17 protein-coding genes are annotated in these 20,368 nt (G+C 46.9%); 7 read left to right on the forward strand and 10 right to left on the reverse strand.

What is annotated here, in order from left to right:
- Nucleotides 1-52: 52 nt before the first annotated feature.
- From purM to W04_RS11435, 3 genes are read left to right on the forward strand one after another with little or no spacing between them, the layout of a single operon-like run.
- Complete coding sequence (gene purM, locus W04_RS11425) at nt 53-1,105, forward strand: phosphoribosylformylglycinamidine cyclo-ligase (protein WP_053910919.1); 1,053 nt, start codon at nt 53-55, stop codon at nt 1,103-1,105.
- Complete coding sequence (gene purN, locus W04_RS11430; RefSeq protein ID WP_045978443.1) at nt 1,105-1,764, forward strand: phosphoribosylglycinamide formyltransferase; 660 nt, start codon at nt 1,105-1,107, stop codon at nt 1,762-1,764. The genes purM and purN overlap by 1 nt, the downstream gene beginning before the upstream one ends.
- Entirely contained in the window at nt 1,697-2,494 is a 798-nt protein-coding gene (locus tag W04_RS11435) for a DUF3108 domain-containing protein (protein ID WP_082342220.1), read from the forward strand. Before purN ends, W04_RS11435 begins: the two co-directional genes overlap by 68 nt.
- 37 nt (nt 2,495-2,531) lie before the next feature.
- Here W04_RS11435 and W04_RS11440 read toward each other — a convergent pair whose 3' ends face one another.
- The 4 genes from W04_RS11440 to W04_RS11455 form a co-directional block, all read right to left on the reverse strand.
- A complete protein-coding gene (locus tag W04_RS11440; protein WP_053910920.1) occupies nt 2,532-3,146 on the reverse strand; it encodes a hypothetical protein in 615 nt (204 codons plus the stop codon).
- Nucleotides 3,139-3,777, reverse strand: a complete 639-nt coding sequence (locus tag W04_RS11445; RefSeq protein ID WP_053910921.1) for an RNA polymerase sigma factor — start codon at nt 3,775-3,777, stop codon at nt 3,139-3,141. The genes W04_RS11440 and W04_RS11445 overlap by 8 nt, the downstream gene beginning before the upstream one ends.
- A gap of 41 nt (nt 3,778-3,818) precedes the next feature.
- Nucleotides 3,819-4,454 carry an energy transducer TonB gene (locus tag W04_RS11450; protein ID WP_053910922.1) on the reverse strand — a complete coding sequence of 212 codons (636 nt, stop codon included), beginning with the start codon at nt 4,452-4,454 and terminating at the stop codon, nt 3,819-3,821.
- A gap of 77 nt (nt 4,455-4,531) precedes the next feature.
- Nucleotides 4,532-4,852 (reverse strand): cupin domain-containing protein, encoded by a 321-nt coding sequence (locus W04_RS11455; protein ID WP_022945154.1) that lies wholly within the window; start codon nt 4,850-4,852, stop codon nt 4,532-4,534.
- Nucleotides 4,853-4,964: 112 nt separating this feature from the next.
- Between W04_RS11455 and W04_RS11460 the strand changes: the two genes are divergently transcribed.
- Nucleotides 4,965-5,144, forward strand: coding sequence for a DUF6435 family protein (locus tag W04_RS11460; RefSeq protein ID WP_053910923.1), 180 nt, complete (start codon nt 4,965-4,967; stop codon nt 5,142-5,144).
- Nucleotides 5,145-5,245: 101 nt separating this feature from the next.
- Here the strand turns inward: W04_RS11460 and W04_RS11465 are convergent, their stop codons facing one another.
- From W04_RS11465 to norR, 6 genes are all read right to left on the reverse strand, one after another.
- Nucleotides 5,246-8,722, reverse strand: a complete 3,477-nt coding sequence (locus W04_RS11465; protein WP_053910924.1) for an ATP-binding protein — start codon at nt 8,720-8,722, stop codon at nt 5,246-5,248.
- 13 nt (nt 8,723-8,735) lie between these two features.
- Complete coding sequence (locus W04_RS11470; RefSeq protein ID WP_053910925.1) at nt 8,736-11,027, reverse strand: ATP-binding protein; 2,292 nt, start codon at nt 11,025-11,027, stop codon at nt 8,736-8,738.
- Nucleotides 11,028-11,036: 9 nt separating this feature from the next.
- On the reverse strand, nt 11,037-12,305 hold the full coding sequence (locus tag W04_RS11475; protein WP_053910926.1) for a PotD/PotF family extracellular solute-binding protein: 1,269 nt from the start codon (nt 12,303-12,305) through the stop codon (nt 11,037-11,039).
- An 84-nt stretch (nt 12,306-12,389) separates the two neighbouring features.
- Nucleotides 12,390-13,307, reverse strand: coding sequence for a diguanylate cyclase (locus W04_RS11480; RefSeq protein ID WP_053910927.1), 918 nt, complete (start codon nt 13,305-13,307; stop codon nt 12,390-12,392).
- Nucleotides 13,298-15,409, reverse strand: coding sequence for an EAL domain-containing protein (locus W04_RS11485; protein ID WP_053910928.1), 2,112 nt, complete (start codon nt 15,407-15,409; stop codon nt 13,298-13,300). Before W04_RS11485 ends, W04_RS11480 begins: the two co-directional genes overlap by 10 nt.
- A 219-nt stretch (nt 15,410-15,628) precedes the next feature.
- Nucleotides 15,629-17,251 (reverse strand): nitric oxide reductase transcriptional regulator NorR, encoded by a 1,623-nt coding sequence (gene norR, locus W04_RS11490; protein ID WP_053910929.1) that lies wholly within the window; start codon nt 17,249-17,251, stop codon nt 15,629-15,631.
- A 174-nt stretch (nt 17,252-17,425) separates the two neighbouring features.
- On the opposite strand from norR, the gene W04_RS11495 reads away from it, so the two are divergent.
- From W04_RS11495 to hmpA, 3 genes are read left to right on the forward strand one after another with little or no spacing between them, the layout of a single operon-like run.
- On the forward strand, nt 17,426-17,698 hold the full coding sequence (locus W04_RS11495) for a hypothetical protein (RefSeq protein WP_022945157.1): 273 nt from the start codon (nt 17,426-17,428) through the stop codon (nt 17,696-17,698).
- Complete coding sequence (locus W04_RS11500; RefSeq protein WP_053910930.1) at nt 17,699-18,895, forward strand: NnrS family protein; 1,197 nt, start codon at nt 17,699-17,701, stop codon at nt 18,893-18,895.
- Nucleotides 18,896-18,910: 15 nt separating this feature from the next.
- Nucleotides 18,911-20,092: an NO-inducible flavohemoprotein gene (gene hmpA, locus W04_RS11505; RefSeq protein WP_045978454.1), complete on the forward strand. Its 1,182-nt coding sequence runs from the start codon at nt 18,911-18,913 to the stop codon at nt 20,090-20,092.
- Nucleotides 20,093-20,368 lie beyond the last annotated feature (276 nt).

A 20,368-nucleotide genomic window follows, 5' to 3' on the forward strand; every position in this document is an offset into this window, starting at 1 on the left:
GTAAAATGCCCGGCGTTTCTAAGCAACCCCTAAATTTATTTGAGGAAAACCTGTGAGCGAACAAAAACAGTCTCTTAGCTACAAAGACGCTGGCGTCGATATTGACGCTGGTAACGCCCTCGTTGAGCGCATTAAAGGCGTTGTTAAAAAGACTAAACGCCCTGAAGTGATGGGCGGAATTGGTGGCTTTGGCGCGCTCTGCCAGCTCCCCACTGGCTACAAAGAGCCTGTTCTTGTTGCTGGTACTGACGGCGTTGGCACTAAGCTACGCCTCGCTATCGACCTAAAAAAGCACGACACGGTAGGGATTGACCTTGTGGCCATGTGTGTCAACGACTTGATTGTCCAAGGTGCGGAGCCATTATTTTTCCTAGATTACTACGCCACTGGAAAGTTAGATGTTGATACCGCCGCCGATGTGGTCACCGGTATTGGCGCAGGCTGTGAGCTTTCAGGTTGTGCCCTTATAGGTGGTGAAACTGCAGAAATGCCAGGGATGTACGAAGGTGAAGACTACGACATGGCTGGCTTTTGCGTTGGTGTGGTGGAAAAACAAGGCATTATCGATGGCACCAAAGTCGCAGCTGGCGATCAACTCATTGCGTTAGCCTCAAGTGGTCCTCATTCCAATGGCTATTCACTGATCCGCAAGGTACTTGAAGTGTCGGGCGCAGATACCAGCAGCGAATTTGCCGGCAAACCTCTTGCCGAACATCTACTGGAACCTACCCGTATCTATGTTAAGCCGGTACTGGAACTACTTAAACAAGTCGATGTGCATGCGCTTTCACACATCACAGGTGGCGGCTTCTGGGAAAATATTCCACGTGTACTACCACAATCAGCTAAAGCCGTGATCAAAGGCGATAGCTGGCAGTGGCCTGCGGTATTTAACTGGCTACAAGAAAACGGCAATATCGAAACACACGAAATGTACCGCACCTTTAACTGTGGTGTCGGTATGGTTATTGCTGTGCCAGCCGATAAACTAGAGCAAAGCTTAAGCATCCTGAAAGACGCAGGTGAAGACGCATGGCACATCGGTGAAATTCAAGATGCCGGCGCTGATGAAGAGCAAGTAGAAATTCTAGGTGGAAGTAAGTAATGGCCCATGCCCGACTCGTTGTATTGATTTCGGGCAGCGGCTCAAACTTGCAAGCGATTATTGACGCCTGTGCAGCGGGAAATATTCCCGCTGAAGTATGCGCGGTGATCAGCAACAAAGCCGACGCCTATGGCCTAGAGCGCGCTCGCAATAGCGGGATCCGCGCTGAAGTACTAGACCATAAAGCTTTTGCCTCTCGCGATGAATACGATGTGGCTCTGGGTGAGCTTATTGATAGTTTTTCACCAGACTGTGTTGTATTAGCTGGATTTATGCGTATTCTAACCCCTAGCTTAGTGCAAAAATTTAAAGGAAAAATGTTGAACATTCATCCTTCATTGTTGCCTAAGTATCAAGGGCTGAACACCCACCAGCGCGCACTAGATGCAAACGATAAAGTGCATGGCGTTAGCGTTCACTTTGTTACCGAGGAGCTCGATGGCGGACCTGTGATTGTCCAAGCCCAAGTGCCCATTGAAAATGGTGACACAGCACAAACGCTGGCACAAAAGGTCCATGCACAAGAACATATAATCTATCCGTTGGTAGTAAAGTGGTTCAGCGAACAACGACTGACGATGGAAGATAACTATGCAGTGCTCGATAACAACACCCTTCCTAGCCAAGGTGCCGACCTTAACGCGTACTTGGACAGCTAATATTTTATTGGTCGCAGCGTTAGGCTGCGGCTCTTTCGCCGCTGATGCACAGGCGCAATCTCAAGCCAGCGATGCAACCTCTGCCCTTACTGAATACAGCGCGGAGTACCATGTCACTCGCCAAGGTGAACGCCACGGTAAAGCAAGGCGCGCCCTCACGCGTATTGACGATAGCCACTACCAACTGAGTTACCGCAGCGATATAGAGTGGATGATTTTTTCCGATGAACGTGAAGAAACCAGTCGCTTTCAATTTACCGATGGCGAAGTAACGCCTATTTACTACACCATGGAGCGCACCGGTACAGGCCCTGATAAAGAGTACAAAATCAGCTTCGATCACAGCAATCAACAAGTATTCAGTAATGAGTCTAAATACGCGCTCGATTGCCCTTGGAAAGCAGATTATCAAGATGTACTGTCTTACCAAATAGCCCTGCGCAAAGCATTAGCTGAAGGACAAGAGCGATTTGCCTACCCCATAGTGGATAAAAAAGGTAATAGTCGCGAATATGCTTTTGAGGTTGTCGGCACTGAAACCATCACCTTACCTATTGGCAATGTAGAAACAGTTAAGGTAAAGCGCCTTTACGATAACGATAAGCGCCAAGCAATCGCTTGGTTTGCACCCAAAATGAATTACATGATGGTGCGTATGTACAAGGGCAAAGATGGTGTCGAACAATTCCAGGTTGAACTGGCCAAATATGTTCCCTACACCCCGCTATAAAAATGTCGGCAAGTAGCATCGCTGCTTGCCACGCTCTCTACCCACATGATTGACTCGGTGCGCCACGCACGGCAACGAGTTGGCCTTGAATATTAAACTCTAACTGCATAAGCATATCCTTTTCAGGCACCCTCGCCGGCGTATTTAAACGCGCCAATAACGGGGCACTCAACGCAAGCAGCACTTGCTCTTGGCAATCAGCAAGTAGCCAATCATCATCAAGGTGCACAACACGCGCTATACGCTGGTACTCACCTTCAATTGCCGCACCATAAGCAAGTTGTTGGCGCTGTAACTGCGCGCTTAATTGACGCTCAGCATCTTCAATGTTGCGAATTTCCTTGGGCACCACCGCACTCACACGCACGCGCTGCTCACTGCCTTGCAAATCATAGATTTCAATACGCTGATAAGACGCCAAGGTGTAAGTACTCGGTGCAGGCCCATGATACTGCTGCCAACTTATCGCGCCGAGCACAAATACAGCGGCACAAGCCATGAGCCACTGTGTTCGCATCCACCATGCTTGCTTGATGCGCCTTGATTTAAATAAGGTGTGGTGCAAATGCTTCTTTTCAGTATCAGTTAATCGCTGCTCTCGCTTTTGCCGCTGATGCGCTTGGTGTAAACGCTCGTCACTTAACTTAGTCATTCTTTGCTCCTGCTTGCAGTACTATCGCCAACTTGTCTCTGGCATAGCGTAAACGGGTTTTGACACTCTCTTTGGCGGTGTGAGTAATGGTCGCGATCTCACCCAAGCTGAACCCCTCGAGTTGGAGCATCAGCGCCTCTTTTTGATGAAAGGGCAGCTGCTGCATGGCCGCTGATAACTGGGCTAGTTCAGCATCAGCAATGAGTCTATCAACCTGCTGATGGTCTATATTCAAGATGGTAGCTATTTCATCCGTGTCGATATCTAGCGTCACTTTAACCCGCCGGGCATAATCAATTACGCGATTTCGAGCGACACGAAACAGCCACGCTTTAAAACTGCCGTGACCTTGGTCTTGATAGCGCTGCGGATGCGAGAGCCACATTAGCCATATTTCCTGCAGCATATCTAATGCCAGTTGCCGACGGGTGTGCGTATCGTCAATCACACTGCCTAGTTGCGCTTGCACAAAGTAAAGTAAATCGTCGCTCAAGCGCGATATTAACGCGTGCTTCGCCGCTTTACTCTGAGCATCCCCCTTGAGTGCTTGGTGCACTAACTGCTCATCGCTCAACGGCTCATTTTGTTGTAACTTTGGCTTTAAAAACCAAGCCGCTGCGGCTTTTATCATAACGACTCCTTGGTGCGGCAACCGCAGTTGCCGCTCTCCCTTTATTGCTGCAAATTAAAGTCTAACCTTACTTGTTGATTGCGCTGTACTTGCGCACCACCGTTATTAAGCATGGGGTTAAACTTCCACTTGCGCAGTGCTTTTAAGGCATGGCGGTCGAAAATACGTTTGGGTTCGCTGTCTATAACCTCAGCGTTCATTACCGCCCCCGTTGCGGAGATATCATATCTTAATACCACAAACCCTTCGATACCCTCGCGCGCCGCCTGCGGTGGATATTGAGGTGGTACTCTTACCAAAGGTCTTGCCGCGCCTTGTGCCGCACTTGGAAAAGCATCAAGTTGAGTCGAAGGTGCGGGTACATCAGGGGTAACCGCTATTGTCCCCGGACCCTCAAAGGCAGGCTCAGCCGCTACTTGTGGACGCTCCTGCGGTCGCGGTGGTACTTTAGGCGGCACCGGTTTCGCTTTCTCAATGACCTTGGTTGGCTCTTTGGGCTGGAGGATCTCGACGATGGGATACTCCTTCGGTGCATCAGGCACCCTGGCAGGGCCATCGAGTAAAGACACCATAAATAAGAAAATAGCGAAGGTCACCGCACTACCAAGAAATACACACGCCAATATTTTTGCGCTGGGAGCGAAGAGCTGATTCTGAAATGTTTGCGTTTGTTGCATAGTAATCCCCTTTTGAAAACACACCCATTTAAACGGGCTTAGCAACAAAACGCCGGGGGAAACAAAAAGGGGTGAATTTATTTTTCTTTTTCTGCGTTAAACCAAAACTCAATCTCATCGGTCTGCACTTCAAAGTGCGCCTCATGCTCAACATGAGCAGGTACGCAATACCACTGCCCTGCACCAACGCGCTGCGTTTTACCATTCATCGTCAGTATTAATTCTCCTTTTATGATCACCCCATGGTTGTCTGTGTCATGGGTGTGCGCAGCAATGGTGGTACCTGCGGGGTATGAAGCAAATAACACGTCGCAGCCCTGCGCTTTTAATTGATAGGCATCAAAACGGCCATCATAGAGCGCCAGTTCACGTATTTTATCTGGGTAACTTCCGGGCATTCGTGCTCCTTAATGGTGTGAAAAATATTGCCACTGATGAAAAATATAGATGATTTTAAACTCTTTGGGTTTAGACCTCGTATGAGTGTGGACAATAAAAAGGAGTCAGCCGATGTTCTCATGGTTTAAATCGAATCCCACCAAAAAACTTGAACGCCAACACGCGCAGAAACTCGAACAAGCCATGCATGCCCAGCGCAACGGCAACATTCGCGGTTATTCACAATTAACCTACGAGGCCGATGAAATCTATAAAAAGATTAAAGAGCTAGAAAAAGCGCAAAACATCTAAAAAAGAGATACCAGCACCGAACTATATGCAGGCCATTGCTGCCTTCTATTTATAGCAGGTGCATTTGCCGATGCATGGGCTTGCGCCCTTCACAGCAATATCTAGTCAGACCCTTCTAAATAATGCTCAATATCTGCAATAAGCTCAGGCAGGCTAGTGTCGATTTCTTGCAATTCGACCTGCACCTCTAAGGTTCCACTGCCAGCCAAGTGCTCCACCTCAGCAAGTAGTTGATGTAATCTTGTTGCACTAATTTCGCCACATAAGCCTTTTAGAGAATGCGCCACTTGACGCACCTGTTCATGATTTTCATCGTTAAGGCTTTGGTGCAGTTGAGCCAGTTTTTGTGGTGCGGTTTTGATAAACAGTCGGCATATTTTATTTAGCAACACCTCTTTATTTAATAGCCGAGAGAGCGCCGCGTTTCTATCCCAGAGAGGCTGTTCAGAGTCTTGCGTATGACTAAGTTGCTCAACTGCCTGGGGCTGAGAATGATTGTCATAATTTGATAACCCCCAGTGCAGAACTTTTTCCAGTGCCTCATCTGGGTTGATAGGCTTACTAATATAATCACTCATGCCCGCTGTTAAACACTTCTCTCGCTCCCCCATCATGGCATTTGCCGTCATCGCAATGATGGGAATATTGGTAAACTCAGAACCGGCAACACCCGCACGAATTTGCTCGCTAGTTTGGTAACCGTCGAGAACAGGCATCTGACAATCCATCAATACACAGTTAATGGCTTTGCCCTCGCGCGCACTGCTTTGCAACATATCAATAGCTTGTTTGCCGTTATACGCTTTTTCAAGCTCTACTGGCAAGGTATTCAATACGCCGCACGCCACTTCAACATTGATTTCATTATCATCAACTATCAACACTCGACAACCACTGATGCGCTGCATTAACTCCTCAGAAATATCATCAGCGCGCTCATTAGCTTCATTTTTTCCGCGCGTTAAGGGTATGACCTCTTTTGCGCCTATGAGCCTTAACAAGTCGCTGTGAGTCAAAGGCTTACTGATTGTAACAACATCAACACTGAGGCTTTTTGGCGATCCCGTACCCGGCTGCTGTAGCAATAAAAGTTGGGCTTGTGGGCAGTCTTGCTGCCACTTGGTGACCAACTTACTTAGCTCCTCAGCACTGTAAGCTACACCATCAATAAAGATAAAGTCGTACTCTGCACCACCTGGTGCTTGTTCTATATCATTGTCAACAAGCCCTCCTTCACCTTCAATCAAGTGACATATATGCGCTTGCGTGTATTTATTCTGGCTTATCACAGCGCTGCGTTTTTGGTCGAAATGAGTTATTTTCTGAGTCATCCTCACACTTTCCAGGGGCAAGGAGATATAAAAGCTAAACCTGCTGCCTTCACCTTCTTGGCTGCTTACACTTATATCACCAGCCATTAATTGGCATAATTGCTTGCAAATAGATAACCCCAGGCCCGTTCCCCCATAGCGTGCGGCAATGTTGCCATCGGCTTGGCTGAATGCCTTGAATAACTGCGATTGTGCCTGCTCATTAATGCCTATACCACTATCTTCCACACTAACTTGTAAACGATATGATTGGCCATCAATGACATCACCTATAGCAATGACACGAATATACCCTTGTTCCGTGAATTTAATGGCGTTACTGATAAGGTTATTCACTATTTGCGTAAAGCGAAGAGGATCGGCCACTACCTGCGTGCAGCACAGCTGCTGGGTATCGATAAACACTTCCAGCCCCTTATCATAGGCACGAGCAGCACAGGACTCAACCAAGCTTTCCAATAGCGACACGGGGTCAAAAGGTTTGGCATTTAAATCGAGCTTTCCGGCTTCTATTTTTGATAAGTCTAAAATATCGTTTATCAGCAGCGTTAAGTTAGACGCGCTTAGCTCCATCATATCGGTTAATTTCTTAGCCTTCTCGGGCAGTGGCTCGCGCTTTAAAATGTTGAGCGTGCCAATTACACCGTTAAGAGGGGTACGTAGTTCGTGACTGATATTGGAAATAAATGCGCTTTTGATATCACTATTCTTTAGAGCTTCATCTTTAGCTTGCGCGAGAGCTTGGGTACGCTGTCGGACCTTGGCCTCTAATTCAGAGTTTAGGCGTTTGACTTTCAGCTCTGCCGCTTTTTCTTTACTGATATCGCGAATAATGAGCGCGATACCTATTAAATCTTGAGATTCAGATACGACGGGGCTAACCGAAATAGCCAAATATAAAGCACGCTCGTCAATAGCCACTTCACACTGATCTTTTATCTGTGTTTCCGATGTTTGCAAATCAGTAATGTACTTTTCCACCGGTAGTTTTTGTAACAGCGATAGTTGCTCGTAATATTTACCAATTCCAGCTTGGCTAGTGACAACCAACAGCTGCTCAGCAGCATGATTTATACTCGTTATTTGCCCCTTTAAATCAATACCGACTATGGCATCAATCGAACCCTCCACAATCGCTGAGGACTCACGACGCGCGTCCGCAAGCAATTGACTGCGAATGGCGCTGCGATGAAAAGTAACAATTAAAACTGAAGAGAGCAGCACAACCACGGCTAAAAATGAATAAGTTAAAAGCCGCTTCTCATTTATAATCCCGTTAATATAGGTTTCAGGAGTGAGTACATTAAAGTTAACAAACCCATACTTATTGTTAGGCCGAGTTTGTACTTTTTCAGAATAGATATACACGCCCTGTTGCTCTGAAAAGCGTTGCTCTGCAAAGTATGTATTTTCATACTCAATAGGCCTGCTATATAGCGACGACCAGGTTATATCTGGAGCTAAATCACGAGTGAATCGATACTGCTCGTTGGGGTGGTAAATAACATCCCCCTCAGAGCTGGTGATCACTAGATGTGAATAATCAAACGTGGTTTCTACTAGTTGTGAGATAAGCTGGTTGGCATTGACATTCATAATCAAAAACGCGAACCGCTTGCCTTGCTCACTGTAAATAGGTATTGCAAAACGCAACATAGGTTTATAGGGGAAGGATATATCACCAAATTCACGATTTAACGATAACGGCGACATGTAAATTTGGTTTAACCCCAGCTGTGAGCTGGGTAAGAAATATCCTTCACCCGCTTTATTCTGTAAGGAATAATCCGGCACGGCTTCCACTGCAGCGCCACGACGCTGCACACGAACCAATTCATTGCCTTCGGCATTTATGGCGATGACCCGTAGTTGCTCTACAGCAAGGTTGTTCTCCATAAAACCGATAAAAATGGTTTCGAGACGTTCTTTCCATTGTGTGTACGTGGTTCCATCATAAGCATCAACGCCGTTATTAAAATGTGCTCGGGGCAACCCAGAGATTGGCGGCGTAGAATGTAAAAAACGCAGGTTGGCCTTATAGTTAGCAACGGATTTAGTCACCACTTCTTTAAGTCGCTCCGCAGTTTCCTCCCGGTCTACACGTATCTGCTTTAATGTATTTTGTTTTACATTCCCTTCAAATATGAACACTGTGGCAATGGTAATAAGTACAAATAATAAGGTCGCTGCCCATATAAAGGCGCCGGACTTTAGTTTTCTTGAACTGCTGTGTTTTGCTTTGCTCATGTTTACTTCCCTGCTAATTATTTATATCACAGAGCGGTTCACTGTCAGTGCACCACTTGCGCAAGACCGCAGACAATTGCTCATACTCAATAGGTTTAGTAAGAAAATCATCCATCCCTGCATCAAAGCAGCGTTGTCGGTCTGCCGATAGCACATTGGCCGTTAGCGCAACCACTGGGACTGAGCCGTAACTGGGCAACGTTTTAATTACGCGCGTCGCCTGCGGGCCATCAAGTACTGGCATTTGCATGTCCATAAAGATAATGTCATAAGCTCCAGCCTCACACATGGCAATCGCCTGCTCCCCATCGCTTGCCATACTGATAGCCGATATCCCGAACTCATTAAGTAGCGCCTCTGTCACCACTTGATTAATCTCATTATCCTCGACAACCAGCACGCTCAGTGTTGATAGGTCTTGCTCGTGGATATTCTGTTCTTGCAAGCTTACATCGGTCTGTTGCTTGTGCGCACTCACTTGAGTGCTGAGCTCAAAGTAAAAATGCGTACCTTGGCCAAGCTCACTTTCCACCTTTAAAGCGCTTCCCATTAGCGCCAATAGTTTGCTGGTAATGGTGAGTCCCAGGCCCGTACCGCCAAAACGTCGAGTAATGGATGTATCAGCTTGAGAAAAGGCTTCAAAAAGCGAGGAGATATGCTCTGGTGCTATGCCAATCCCTGTATCTGAGATACTAAACAGTAATGTTAGATCATCGCCTTTTTGCTGGCTTATGGTCACATTCAAAGCCACACTGCCTTTTTCGGTGAATTTCACGGCATTGCCTAACAAATTCATGAGTATTTGCTTTAACCGGGTCTCATCTGCGTCAAAAATAAGATTATTGTCGCTCTGTGTTGCGCTAATAAATAACTGAACACCTTTGGCCTCAGTTTGCGCAGCAAAAAGGTGACGAAGTTCCTCAAGAAGGGAAGTAAGCTCAACAGGCTGATATTCTAATTCAATTTTCCCAGCCTCAATTTTACTTAAATCGAGGATATCGTTAATGATCACCAGCAAACTCGTGCCAGAAGAGCGAATCATACCCAACATGCGTTTTTGTTCTGGGCTTAATGCCGTGTTACTAAGCTGCCTTGCCATACCGAGTATACCATTCATGGGCGTGCGAATTTCATGGCTCATATTGGCTAAAAACTCTGACTTCACCTTGCTCGTACGCTCAGCTGCCTGTTTAGCAACAATTAAGTCTTTACTGAGTTCGCGAAAACGATTAGCAGCGCCAGCTAAGACGCCTATTTCATCTTTGCGTTCAGTGTCAGTAATCGGTGCAGATAAATCACCTTGTAAAAAACAACGAAAACTATTGGTCAGTCTGCGCACCGCTTTGGCAATATGAAAGTGGAAAAACAGCGCCAGAACGACAATATAAAGTGCAGCCGACATCCCCAAGAAATTAAGGATCTGAGTTGTATTCGAAACACTGGACTCTGCCGTATGCTTGATTTGCTGCAGTCTTTCAAGTGATTGCTCTCTTAATGTATCCGCTAGGGCGCTAAATTCAATGGCATCTCCTGCCATCACTACATTAACTAAGGTGAAATAATTACGGTTGGCCTGCACACTTTTATTAAATGCGCTCTGATACGCTTTTACCAATGGCACGATTGAGCCTACTAACTCTGGATACTTATTCACTAACTGCGCACTGAGATTGCGATCGAAAGCTAAAATCGTCTTAATAATTTGTCTGACTTCTTGGCGCTTAGCATAATCTTTTTTTGTTAAAAACAATCGAGCGTTATAGTGCAAACGGTGCCAAGAGTTTATTGCCTCGGTGAGCGCAAGAAGCTCGTCGGTATTAGTGGATAATTCTTTAAGGCCCTCTAGACGGTCAATGGCACCTTGATAAATTCTTGGTAAATCGTCATCAATCAGTGAGCTGCGGATGGTGTAGCGTTTAGTCAACACCGCGAGGTTGTTACCATAGCGCTCGACCAAATCGTTCATTGCATCAATATAGGTTTGCTCGCTAGGCGCTACACTGGCGTCATCGAGTATATCAAGGCGCTGCTGAATACTGCGGTAGTTTTGCTCTATTTTTTCAAATACGGCGATACTCCCAGAGGCCCCATATACCGAAATATCGCGTTGCATTTCAACAATGTCTTTATTAATACGCAAAATACCGATAGCGTGGTTGCTGATTTCGGTAATATCATCAACAGAGCGTTCTATACTCTTTAGCCTGCGGTCCATTACAAGGTAACTGGCAACCAATGTAACCACCACCAGCGTCAATGCTAAAGTAATTTTTGCGGCAACGGAGCGAGATATGAATTCAATCACCACCTATCCTTACGCATTGAGTAATTCATACCATTTATCAAGACTATAGTCGTAATTTGGCATCACCGTATTCCACACCGCAACATTAGAAAAACGTTTTGTGTAACTGCCACCGTTACGTATTTGCCCAGCCCGGACCGATACCTTGCCATCAGTGCCACGCAAATCCATACTGGCTTCATGACCCTCATACCAATATTGCCACTCTGCTTTGGACATCAATGGCTGACTACGCTGGGGGTTAGAAATATAGTAGCCTTGGCGTGCAATAAAGGCCCCTGGGTAACCTGATAACCACCAATTCATATATTCATACGCTGCGTCTTTGACAGCTCCGGAGGTGTGTGCTGATAAACACATGACCCCATGCCATGCCCGGTAGCCTTCCTTAGGCGCTGCATAGATCACAGGGATCCCCTGCCCTCGACAAGCACTCACTCCCGGCGAAAACATGCTTTGTATATGCACTCGGTTCGTTTTCATAAAATCGACCGACTGGGGTACGGAGGTCCAAAAGCCAGAGAAATGACCTTGGCGCTTTTTAGCAAGCAAAATACTGAACAGCTTATCAATTTCAGCAATGGACATATTGCCCATGTCTTTAAATGTCATGAGTCCTTGGCCCTGCACTGCCAAAGCGGCATCAAAAATGCCGATGGTTGGTGCATTGACAAGCGCCACTTTACCTTTGTTTTGCTCATCCAAGAGCCATGACCAAGACTCTGTTTCATAAGCTCGACCTTTAGCAATGTGCTGAGTGTTATAGCCAAAAGAGTCAACATTGTGCACGTAAGGCATAAAGCTAACTTTGTCTGTGGCCTGCGGCCCTAACTGGCCATCATCCTGCACATACAAGATTTTATTGGGCGCATCCCCTACCCCCACTCTTGCGTTTTCAGTCAGTTGCCCCGTTTTTGTTAGGTTATTAATTTCATCCCAGTAAGTTAACCTATCAACGTCAATGGGTTGTATCGCGCCTGCTTGCCATAAAATATTAATAGAGTCCGACCACTGCTCGTATACATCAAATGAGCTTGGATCTGCCGCTGCTTTTTGTAACAGTGGCGCACTGCCCATAGGGGAAAACACCAAGTGAATACCCAACTCGCGCATCGCTCGTTGGCGTAGCTCTTCTTGTAAGGTCACATGTGTGCCCATGACCCTAAGGGTGACTTTTTTCTTTGCGAAGACATAGGGCGCTTTGAGAGCAAGCGTTGATACCGCCGCCCCCTCACCTAGGGTACGTAAAAATCGCCGACGTGTGGGAGAGTAGCTCATCAACCGGACTCCTGTCGTTAAGTTTGCTACAAAGTGTAGACTAAGCCCTTAAATTAGAAAAATTTTCTTCCCTCTTGGCAGTACTTAATCGAGACACTGATACCGGTTTCGACCCGCTCGTTTAGCCTCGTAAAGGGCTTGATCTGCATCCGCTATCAGTGTTTCAAGGGCTACTTCAGCGTTCTGATTACTGGTTGTAGCACCAATACTAACGGTCACCCGCGAAGACGGCGAATAGTCATGTTTAAGATTAGCTACGCTTAAATTATTCATTATTTGCTTGCAAATAAATTCGCAACCACTTGCATCCGTATAGGGCATGATCACTAAGAACTCCTCACCGCCAAAGCGTACCGCCACATCATGGGGTCTACGCAAGCTCTGTTGCAACACCTGCGCAACCAGCTTAAGGCATTCATCGCCTTGGGGGTGACCATAGTGGTCGTTGTATTGCTTAAAGTGGTCAATATCGACCATCAATACACTAAAAGGTTTACATTCACGTATAGATTGACGCAATGAGTTCACGACTTCCTCATCTAAGTAGTGGCGATTGTAAAGTCCTGTCAAAGAGTCTTTATAAGTGAGCTTAATGAGAGCTTCCAGTCTCAGTTTATTTTCAAGGTGATTTTGCGTCCGGTGGATTAACGTAGAGGCCGCAACGGGTTTTCCGATAAAATCACTGGCTCCCGCCTCCCAGCATGCATTTTGCGATTGGGTGTCATAGGTGCCAGTCACAAAAACCACGGGCACTTGTTCAAGCAAAGCGCTTTGTTTTAGCTCTTTACAGACCTCTAAGCCACTAATATGGGGCATGTTAACGTCGAGTACAATTAAATCGGGTATCTCAGCAGCGCAGTGCGCTAAAACCTGAGAACTATCACTCAATGTGGTGACATCAAAGTACTCTTCTAACATTGCTTCTAAGGTTAGCCGTGCAATTTCATCATCGTCGACTACCAGCACTTTACACTGGGAAAGCGGTTTTATATCTAGGTGCATAGCGTTCCTGCTGCTTGTTGCTCTAATAATTGTGACAATGACACAGATACCATAGGTTTAGCCAGTAAATACCCTTGGCCAATGCCGCACCCCAAAGAGCGGAGCTTTCTGGCTTGCGGTTCGGTTTCAATGCCCTCTGCGACAATTTCCAAGCCTAACGAATTTGCTAGATCTATGATAGCCGTCACAATATCTAACGCTTGGGGCTCTGCCAGCATATCTCGCACAAAAGACTGGTCGATTTTCAGCACATTCAGGGGGAAGAGCCTTAGATAAGAAAGACTTGAGTAGCCGGTACCAAAGTCATCAAGAGCAATGCTCACACCCATATCCGCGATGGATTGTAGCTGAGTGACCGTTTGCTCGTAACTGTCTATCAGTGCAGATTCAATAACCTCGAGCTCTAAATATCGACTCGGCAGCTGAGTTTTCTCAAGTATAGCGGCAACGGTATCGACCAGCGCAGAGTCAGAAAACTGCTTTGCCGATATATTAACCGCCACTTTCTGCGCATGCCCAGCATCGAGCCATGTTTTGGCGTCACGACAGCATTGCTCTAAAACCTGTTCACCAAGACGATAAATCAACCCTGACTCTTCAGCATATTCAATAAACTGGGCTGGCGATATTAACTTGCCATCTGCGTCTCTTAATCGCACTAACCCCTCTGTTCCGATAATGCTATTGGTATTTAAGTCAAATTTAGGCTGATAGTGAACTTCTAACGCGTTTTGCTCCAGTGCTTCACGAAGCGTATAGCCGACAGCTAAGCGTTGGTTCATTTCGTGTTGTAAATCATCGCTGAAATAACAGTAACTATTCGCCCCTGCTTGTTTCGCCTTATACATAGCTGAGTCGGCATGACGAAGCATTTCTTCAACACTGGAGGCATCGTCTGGATAGACGCTGATACCCACACTGGCACTCAAGTTGTGTTGCTCACCTCCCAACCGAAAAGGCTTAGCGATGACATCTAGCAACTGGCTAATTAACCCCTCCAACCCGAACGAACTTTTCTCTTGCGGCACCACCAACGCAAACTCATCGCCGCCGACACGAGCAACAGTAATATCACTACAGGCAAAGCGGTCAAGACTGTGGCCAACATGCGCGATAATTTCATCGCCGATGTGATGGCCCATGGCGTCGTTTATATATTTAAAGTTGTCTAAATCAAGCAGCATTAAGCTCACTTTACGTTTGCCGGCCGAAGCTCTGGCAATACCTTGTGTAAGCCGGTCGTGCAACAGTACTCGATTAGGCAGTGCGGTGAGCTGATCATGATGAGCGAGGTAGGTCATTTGCACTGACATAGCGAGGGTTTCACTCACGTCCTGAAACACCATCACGGCACCACGCTTCTGGCGTTGCTCGTCAAGGATTGGCGCAGCACTGTCCTCCACGCGATACTCCAGCCCTTGTTTACTGACCAGTTGAGTATTTATTGCCATGGCCACAGGCCTATTTTCTTTTAATGCCACGGTCAAAGGATTAATAGACGCTTCTTTCGTTGAGACATCCCTTAGCTTCATCACCTCTTCAATATGTCGTCCCTTAGCAGCGGTTTGCGACCAACCGGTCAAACGTTGTGCGACCGGGTTCAGGTAGGTGATACAGGCATGCTCATCGGTCGAAATTACGCCATCCGCGATAGAGTCTAGGGTAATGCGCAGATGCTCTTTTTCTGCCGCCAGTAACCTTTGTGTCTTTTCCAATGCTCGCTCTTGTGCACGCACTTTGGCATGGTTCTCTACTCGCATACGGCACAACGTAAGATTCAAAGGCTTGGAGATAAAGTCGATGGCACCCAGCGCGAGTGCGCGCTCTTCGATTTCCGGGTCGTTGTGTGCAGTGATAACAACAATGCGCAGCGCACTAGGTGAGGGCTGGCGTTGAATTTGGGCCAGTAAGTCAAAACCGCTGACGGTAGGCATTTCTAAATCGAGCAACAGAATATCTGGCTTAAAATCGGCAATAAGCGCCATCGCTTCGCTGCTCTCGTTACATGATTGAACCTCACCTATCCCCGCCAACGCATGTTCAAGCTGAAGGGTATTAATGGGCTCATCATCAATCACGAGAATTTTACTTAGTTCGGTCATTTACACTCTCACAACAAACAAGACGCTCAATAAAGATAGCGTTAAACATATTGAAAAGCGACACCACAAAACGAGTTTAGTCATGGGCGCAGCGTCTACTTTATTGCTTAATTATGCTGTCACACTAAGCAAACCTCTTCGACACAGCGTTTTCTTTAATGATCATTTAAGTAGTGACTGCTCTTTAGCTAGTGACCCCGAAGTCAATCATCGCCTTTTTTAAAACACGACTTTCTCAACGTGTATTTGCAAACGCTTAGCCAGACGAATTAAGTTGGCGCGATCAACACCTAAATGCTTGGCTGTTCGGCTCCAGTTGCCTTGATGAGCCTGTAAGGCATGTTTGACTATCCGGCGTTGGTAATCATCCACAGCCTGGCGCAAATTAATCGGTTGCTCTGTCGTCATGGAGCCAGGCGTTATATCTGATAGAAGTGGCGTTTGCGTGTTCTCCTCGGTGTTTAGCGGGTCTGATTTTCTTTGCGTTGTCTCATGCAGTTCATCGCAGTCACCGAGCGTCACAGTCACTAGGCTATCATGGCGGCTGTGTATTGGTACTTTGGCACAGGCCTTTAATGCTGCGCGGTTCAATAAGTGCTCAAACTCGCGAACATTGCCCGGCCAAGTATACTGGGCGAGTCTGTCTAAAAGCGCTGGGGAAATTTTCAGCTGGTTTACACCGAGTTTTCGCCTTGCACGCTCGATAAAGAAACCAGCCAATAGTGGGATGTCTGCCATACGCTCACGTAAAGGCGGCACTTTTAATGGGTATACGTTGAGGCGGTGATACAAGTCGCTGCGAAAGCGCCCGCTTTCCACCTCAGCTTTTAAATCACGATTGGTGGCGGCAATAACACGCACATCCACCTTTATCACTTCATCTTGGCCAACAGGTTGAATCTCATTACTTTGTAACGCCCGTAAAAGCTTACTTTGCGCAGCTAAGGGTAACTCCCCCACCTCATCTAAAAACAAGGTGCCACCGCTGGCAATGACAAACTTACCGGCTCGTTTGCGCTCAGCCCCGGTAAACGCACCTTTAATATGACCAAATAATTCGCTCTCTACCAAGTTCTCTGGCAGCGCCGCGCAATTGACATAAATAAGCGCTTGGTCACCCCGGCTTGATTGCTGATGCACACTGTGCGCCACCAGCTCTTTACCTGTGCCGCTTTCGCCTTCAATAAGTACCGAGTAATTGGATGGGGCCACCAAGGAAATTTCATTTTTAAGTTTATCAATGCACGGGCTTTGGCCAATGATTTCCGCCGGACAGCCTGAAGCACTGGGTACGCTCAGAGCACGCAATACTTCTTGTGAATGGCTGACATTGGCCTCGAGCAAATCAACAGTCAGTGCCGTATGTAAGCTCACCGAGGCCATGGATGCAATTAACGCCAATGAGCGTTCTGAAAGTGAATCAAACACCCCTGGAGATAGACTATCCAACGTTAATACACCAAGTAGCTGATTTTGGAAATACAGCGGGATCCCCATACACGCATGCACAGGTAAGTCGCCCTCCATGGCCGTGAGTAAGCCATCATATGGGTCAGCCAGTTCACACTCTGCGGGAAAACGCGTGGCTGTTAATGACTGACAAATCGCAACAAACCGAGGGTGCTCAGCAATAACAAAGCGACGCCCAAGTATTTCATGGCTCAGCCCTTGATGAGCCAGAGGCTGTAAATAGTCGCCTTTGTGAGCCAGTAACATGATGGCATCACAGGTGATCACTTTACGAATGGCACTGAGCAATTCATCAAAGCGCTGTTGACTGGCGACGCTCTGCGCGAGGGTGATGGATAATTCCAAAAGCTGGTTGTCGGTAAGGCGGTTCATATACGTGGCCCGAAATCATTTTAACTCCATTGTAGTCATTAAGACACGCATAACAAGTATGTCTTAATGACACAAAAACAATCTAATTCATTAGATACCTTATATTTATCAACAAGTTAAAAAGATGGCACTAGTTTTGATATAGCTCCAATAGATTCATTTGTAGGAGCGCCTATGTACTCGCAGTTTGTTCTTCCCACTAATCATGCACTCGAGGGGGCACAGTTAAGCTTTCAAAAATGCATTATTGCTGCTAACTGGAGCATGGTGTTGTCACTTGGCCTCGTGATTTGCAGCCTATTAATGAGCTTTTATTTCGACTCATATTTACCCATCTCCATGCAGATAACTGCTCATATCGGCACCATAGTGTTCGCGGCAATCTTTAAGTTGGCGTATGTGGTGCGTTGTGTCGGCGTTTATGGCTTGGGCTACAGGGTGTTTTAAATGCAAATACAAGAACCCAACACGCCCGACAATAAACAAAATGGCTTTCACCATCCGTTTTGGCAATTAGCGTTTCGCTCATTTTTCTTAACTGGCGCGCTATTTGCGGCGACAGCCATTGCCTTATGGGCAACGATGCTGGCCGGGCTCATCACTTTACCGCAACCAATATTGCCAGCCGTGCTGTGGCACAGTCATGAAATGATCTTTGGTTTTGCAGCGCTCATCGCCGTTGGTTTTATAATGACAGCGGTGCAAACATGGACAGGGTTGCCCAGTATAACGGGCCTCCCCGTGGCAGCTTTACTGTTACTTTGGTTGTGTATTCGTATACTGGTATTTATTAACACGCACACCACTATTATCGCCGCGTTAATTATGTCGCTTTTATGGTGGGCCGTCATTGTATTCACCTTTACGCGTATCGTTTTCAGCGCGGGCAATGTGCGCAACTACCTTTTCGTGCCCATGCTAATGGCATTGGCGACACTAAACGCAGCCACCTTGATGCTCGCGCTCATGGGTGAGCATTTAATCGCGTTGCACCTTATCCGCTCAGCTGTATTGCTGTTTACGCTTCTCATTGGGGTCGTTGGCGGCCGGGTGATCCCGTTTTTTACGGCTCGCGGTGCAAATATTGATACCCAAACACCGATGATATGGGCAGAGAAAATACAGGTGCCACTCACGGTCACTTGCCTGGTTGTGTTTATCACCAGTCACTTCGAATTATTGCCCTTTTCCCCAGCCATATTGTTGATAGTCACAGGGTGCGTGCACCTTATTCGTATGAAAGCGTGGTCTAGCTTAAGTACCTTCACCATGCCTTTGCTGTGGTCGCTGCATAGCGCATACGCCTTTATGGGGCTCGGGCTTATTGCGCTAGGTCTGAGTTACTACATCGACACATTACTCTTTAGCAACGCCCTGCACCTAATTACCCTCGGAGCCATTGGTTTGATGATCCTGGCGATGATAAGTCGCGTCTCGTTAGGGCACACGGGGCGCAAACTCAACGTTAAACCCCAGATTACAGCCGCTTTTATATGCTTGGTTGGGGCTACATTGCTGCGCTTTACTCTGACGTTGACTGGCCATGCATTTGTAGGCTGGGCCTTGAGCGCCGCGCTTTGGGTTGCTTCATTCACGATTTTCTTTTTCATCTACTGGCCGGTGCTCAGTGCACCGCGCCAATAACCTTGCGGAGTATGCATGTTATCTTCACACCACATCAATACGGTTAAATCAACGCTGCCTTTAATAAGTGCAGCAGGGCCGACAGTGACCGAACATTTTTATCAACGGATGTTTACCCATAACCCTGAATTAAAAGACGTATTTAACTTAAGTAATCAACATTCAGGACGCCAGAAAGTGGCATTATTTGAAGCTATAATGGCCTATGCTAACAACCTTGATAATGTCGCTGTACTCAAGCACGCTGTGGAGCGTATTGCTAACAAGCATGTGAGCTTTAACATACAGCCTGATGATTACCACATCGTTGGTCATCATTTAATTGAAACCATGCGCGAGCTGCTAGGTGACCACTTTAGTTGTGAGGTTGAGCAGGCTTGGCGCGCTGCCTATACGGTGTTGGCACAACTGTTTACTCAGCGTGAGCAGACACTTTATACAGCTCGCGAGCAAGCAAGCGGTGGCTGGCGCGGCAAGCGCGCCTTTAGCTTGACTCACAAGGTAAAGGAATCACAGCTGGTCACCAGCTTTACATTCGAGCCCGTTGATCAGCAAGCAGTGATGGACTTTAAACCCGGGCAATACCTTGCTATTGAACTTAAGCCCTCTACTTCGGCCCACACCGAAATCCGCCAATACTCGCTATCGAGCACAGCAAACGGCAAAAGTTACCGCATCTCGGTCAAGCGTGAAGTGGGTGAACATACAGGAGTCATGTCGAACTTCCTACATGATCATCTTAAACTTGGCGACATTGTTGACTTACATGCGCCAACGGGAGATTTTTTCTGGCAAGACCGACAAGCCCCTGTGGTATTAATATCTGCAGGCGTAGGCGTAACGCCCATGCAAGCCATGTTAGAAACCCTAGCCGCACGTAATTACCCCTTCCCTGTAACCTATCTCCATGCCTGCGAGACCCGTGCTCAACACTCGTTCGCTCAGCGCACCGCAACGCTATGCGCTGATCACCACTGGCAACATGCGACCTGGTATAACCACGAGCCAGGCGACATGGTAAATACATTTAACGGCTTCATGAACTTCTGTGCTATCACACTGCCCATCGACGATGGTGATTTTTACGTGTGTGGTCCGCTGGCCTTTATGAAGTTTGTAAAAACCCACTTAATCGCCCTGGGGGTGAGTGATCATCGTATACACTACGAAGTGTTTGGCCCCCACGCTGAGCTTTAACTGGTTTGGTTACATAATGGGCTATTGATATTGAAACAGCTGGCTAGAGGACAGAGCCAGCTGTGCTTTTTCAGTGAGCTTGTTTGAAGTATAAGTTGATATAGTACGAGCCCTTGTTCCGGGCTGTATCTGGATTTCATGGAAGTATAAGTTGACATGAGTTTGAAGTAAAAGATGACAAAAAGTCCCATATTTTCCAGATATTGACCCTCGCGTGTCCCTTTTGTGCATTTTCAGTCGTTCGGCTAGTGCATCATACAACCAATTAAATAATCA

The organism is Pseudoalteromonas sp. SW0106-04 (assembly GCF_001293805.1).
Classification (GTDB): domain Bacteria; phylum Pseudomonadota; class Gammaproteobacteria; order Enterobacterales; family Alteromonadaceae; genus Pseudoalteromonas; species Pseudoalteromonas ruthenica.

Bases quoted from the DNA above. Each gene is read 5' to 3' on its own strand.
- W04_RS11465 (WP_053910924.1), bottom strand. From the start codon at position 8,722: ATGAGCAAAGCAAAACACAGCAGTTCAAGAAAACTAAAGTCCGGCGCC.
- W04_RS11495 (WP_022945157.1), top strand. From the start codon at position 17,426: ATGTACTCGCAGTTTGTTCTTCCCACTAATCATGCACTCGAGGGGGCA.
- W04_RS11445 (WP_053910921.1), bottom strand. From the start codon at position 3,777: ATGATAAAAGCCGCAGCGGCTTGGTTTTTAAAGCCAAAGTTACAACAA.
- W04_RS11435 (WP_082342220.1), top strand. From the start codon at position 1,697: ATGCAGTGCTCGATAACAACACCCTTCCTAGCCAAGGTGCCGACCTTA.
- purN (WP_045978443.1), top strand. From the start codon at position 1,105: ATGGCCCATGCCCGACTCGTTGTATTGATTTCGGGCAGCGGCTCAAAC.
- W04_RS11440 (WP_053910920.1), bottom strand. From the start codon at position 3,146: ATGACTAAGTTAAGTGACGAGCGTTTACACCAAGCGCATCAGCGGCAA.
- W04_RS11485 (WP_053910928.1), bottom strand. From the start codon at position 15,409: ATGACCGAACTAAGTAAAATTCTCGTGATTGATGATGAGCCCATTAAT.
- W04_RS11450 (WP_053910922.1), bottom strand. From the start codon at position 4,454: ATGCAACAAACGCAAACATTTCAGAATCAGCTCTTCGCTCCCAGCGCA.
- W04_RS11460 (WP_053910923.1), top strand. From the start codon at position 4,965: ATGTTCTCATGGTTTAAATCGAATCCCACCAAAAAACTTGAACGCCAA.
- hmpA (WP_045978454.1), top strand. From the start codon at position 18,911: ATGTTATCTTCACACCACATCAATACGGTTAAATCAACGCTGCCTTTA.
- W04_RS11480 (WP_053910927.1), bottom strand. From the start codon at position 13,307: ATGCACCTAGATATAAAACCGCTTTCCCAGTGTAAAGTGCTGGTAGTC.
- W04_RS11500 (WP_053910930.1), top strand. From the start codon at position 17,699: ATGCAAATACAAGAACCCAACACGCCCGACAATAAACAAAATGGCTTT.
- W04_RS11475 (WP_053910926.1), bottom strand. From the start codon at position 12,305: ATGAGCTACTCTCCCACACGTCGGCGATTTTTACGTACCCTAGGTGAG.
- W04_RS11455 (WP_022945154.1), bottom strand. From the start codon at position 4,852: ATGCCCGGAAGTTACCCAGATAAAATACGTGAACTGGCGCTCTATGAT.
- norR (WP_053910929.1), bottom strand. From the start codon at position 17,251: ATGAACCGCCTTACCGACAACCAGCTTTTGGAATTATCCATCACCCTC.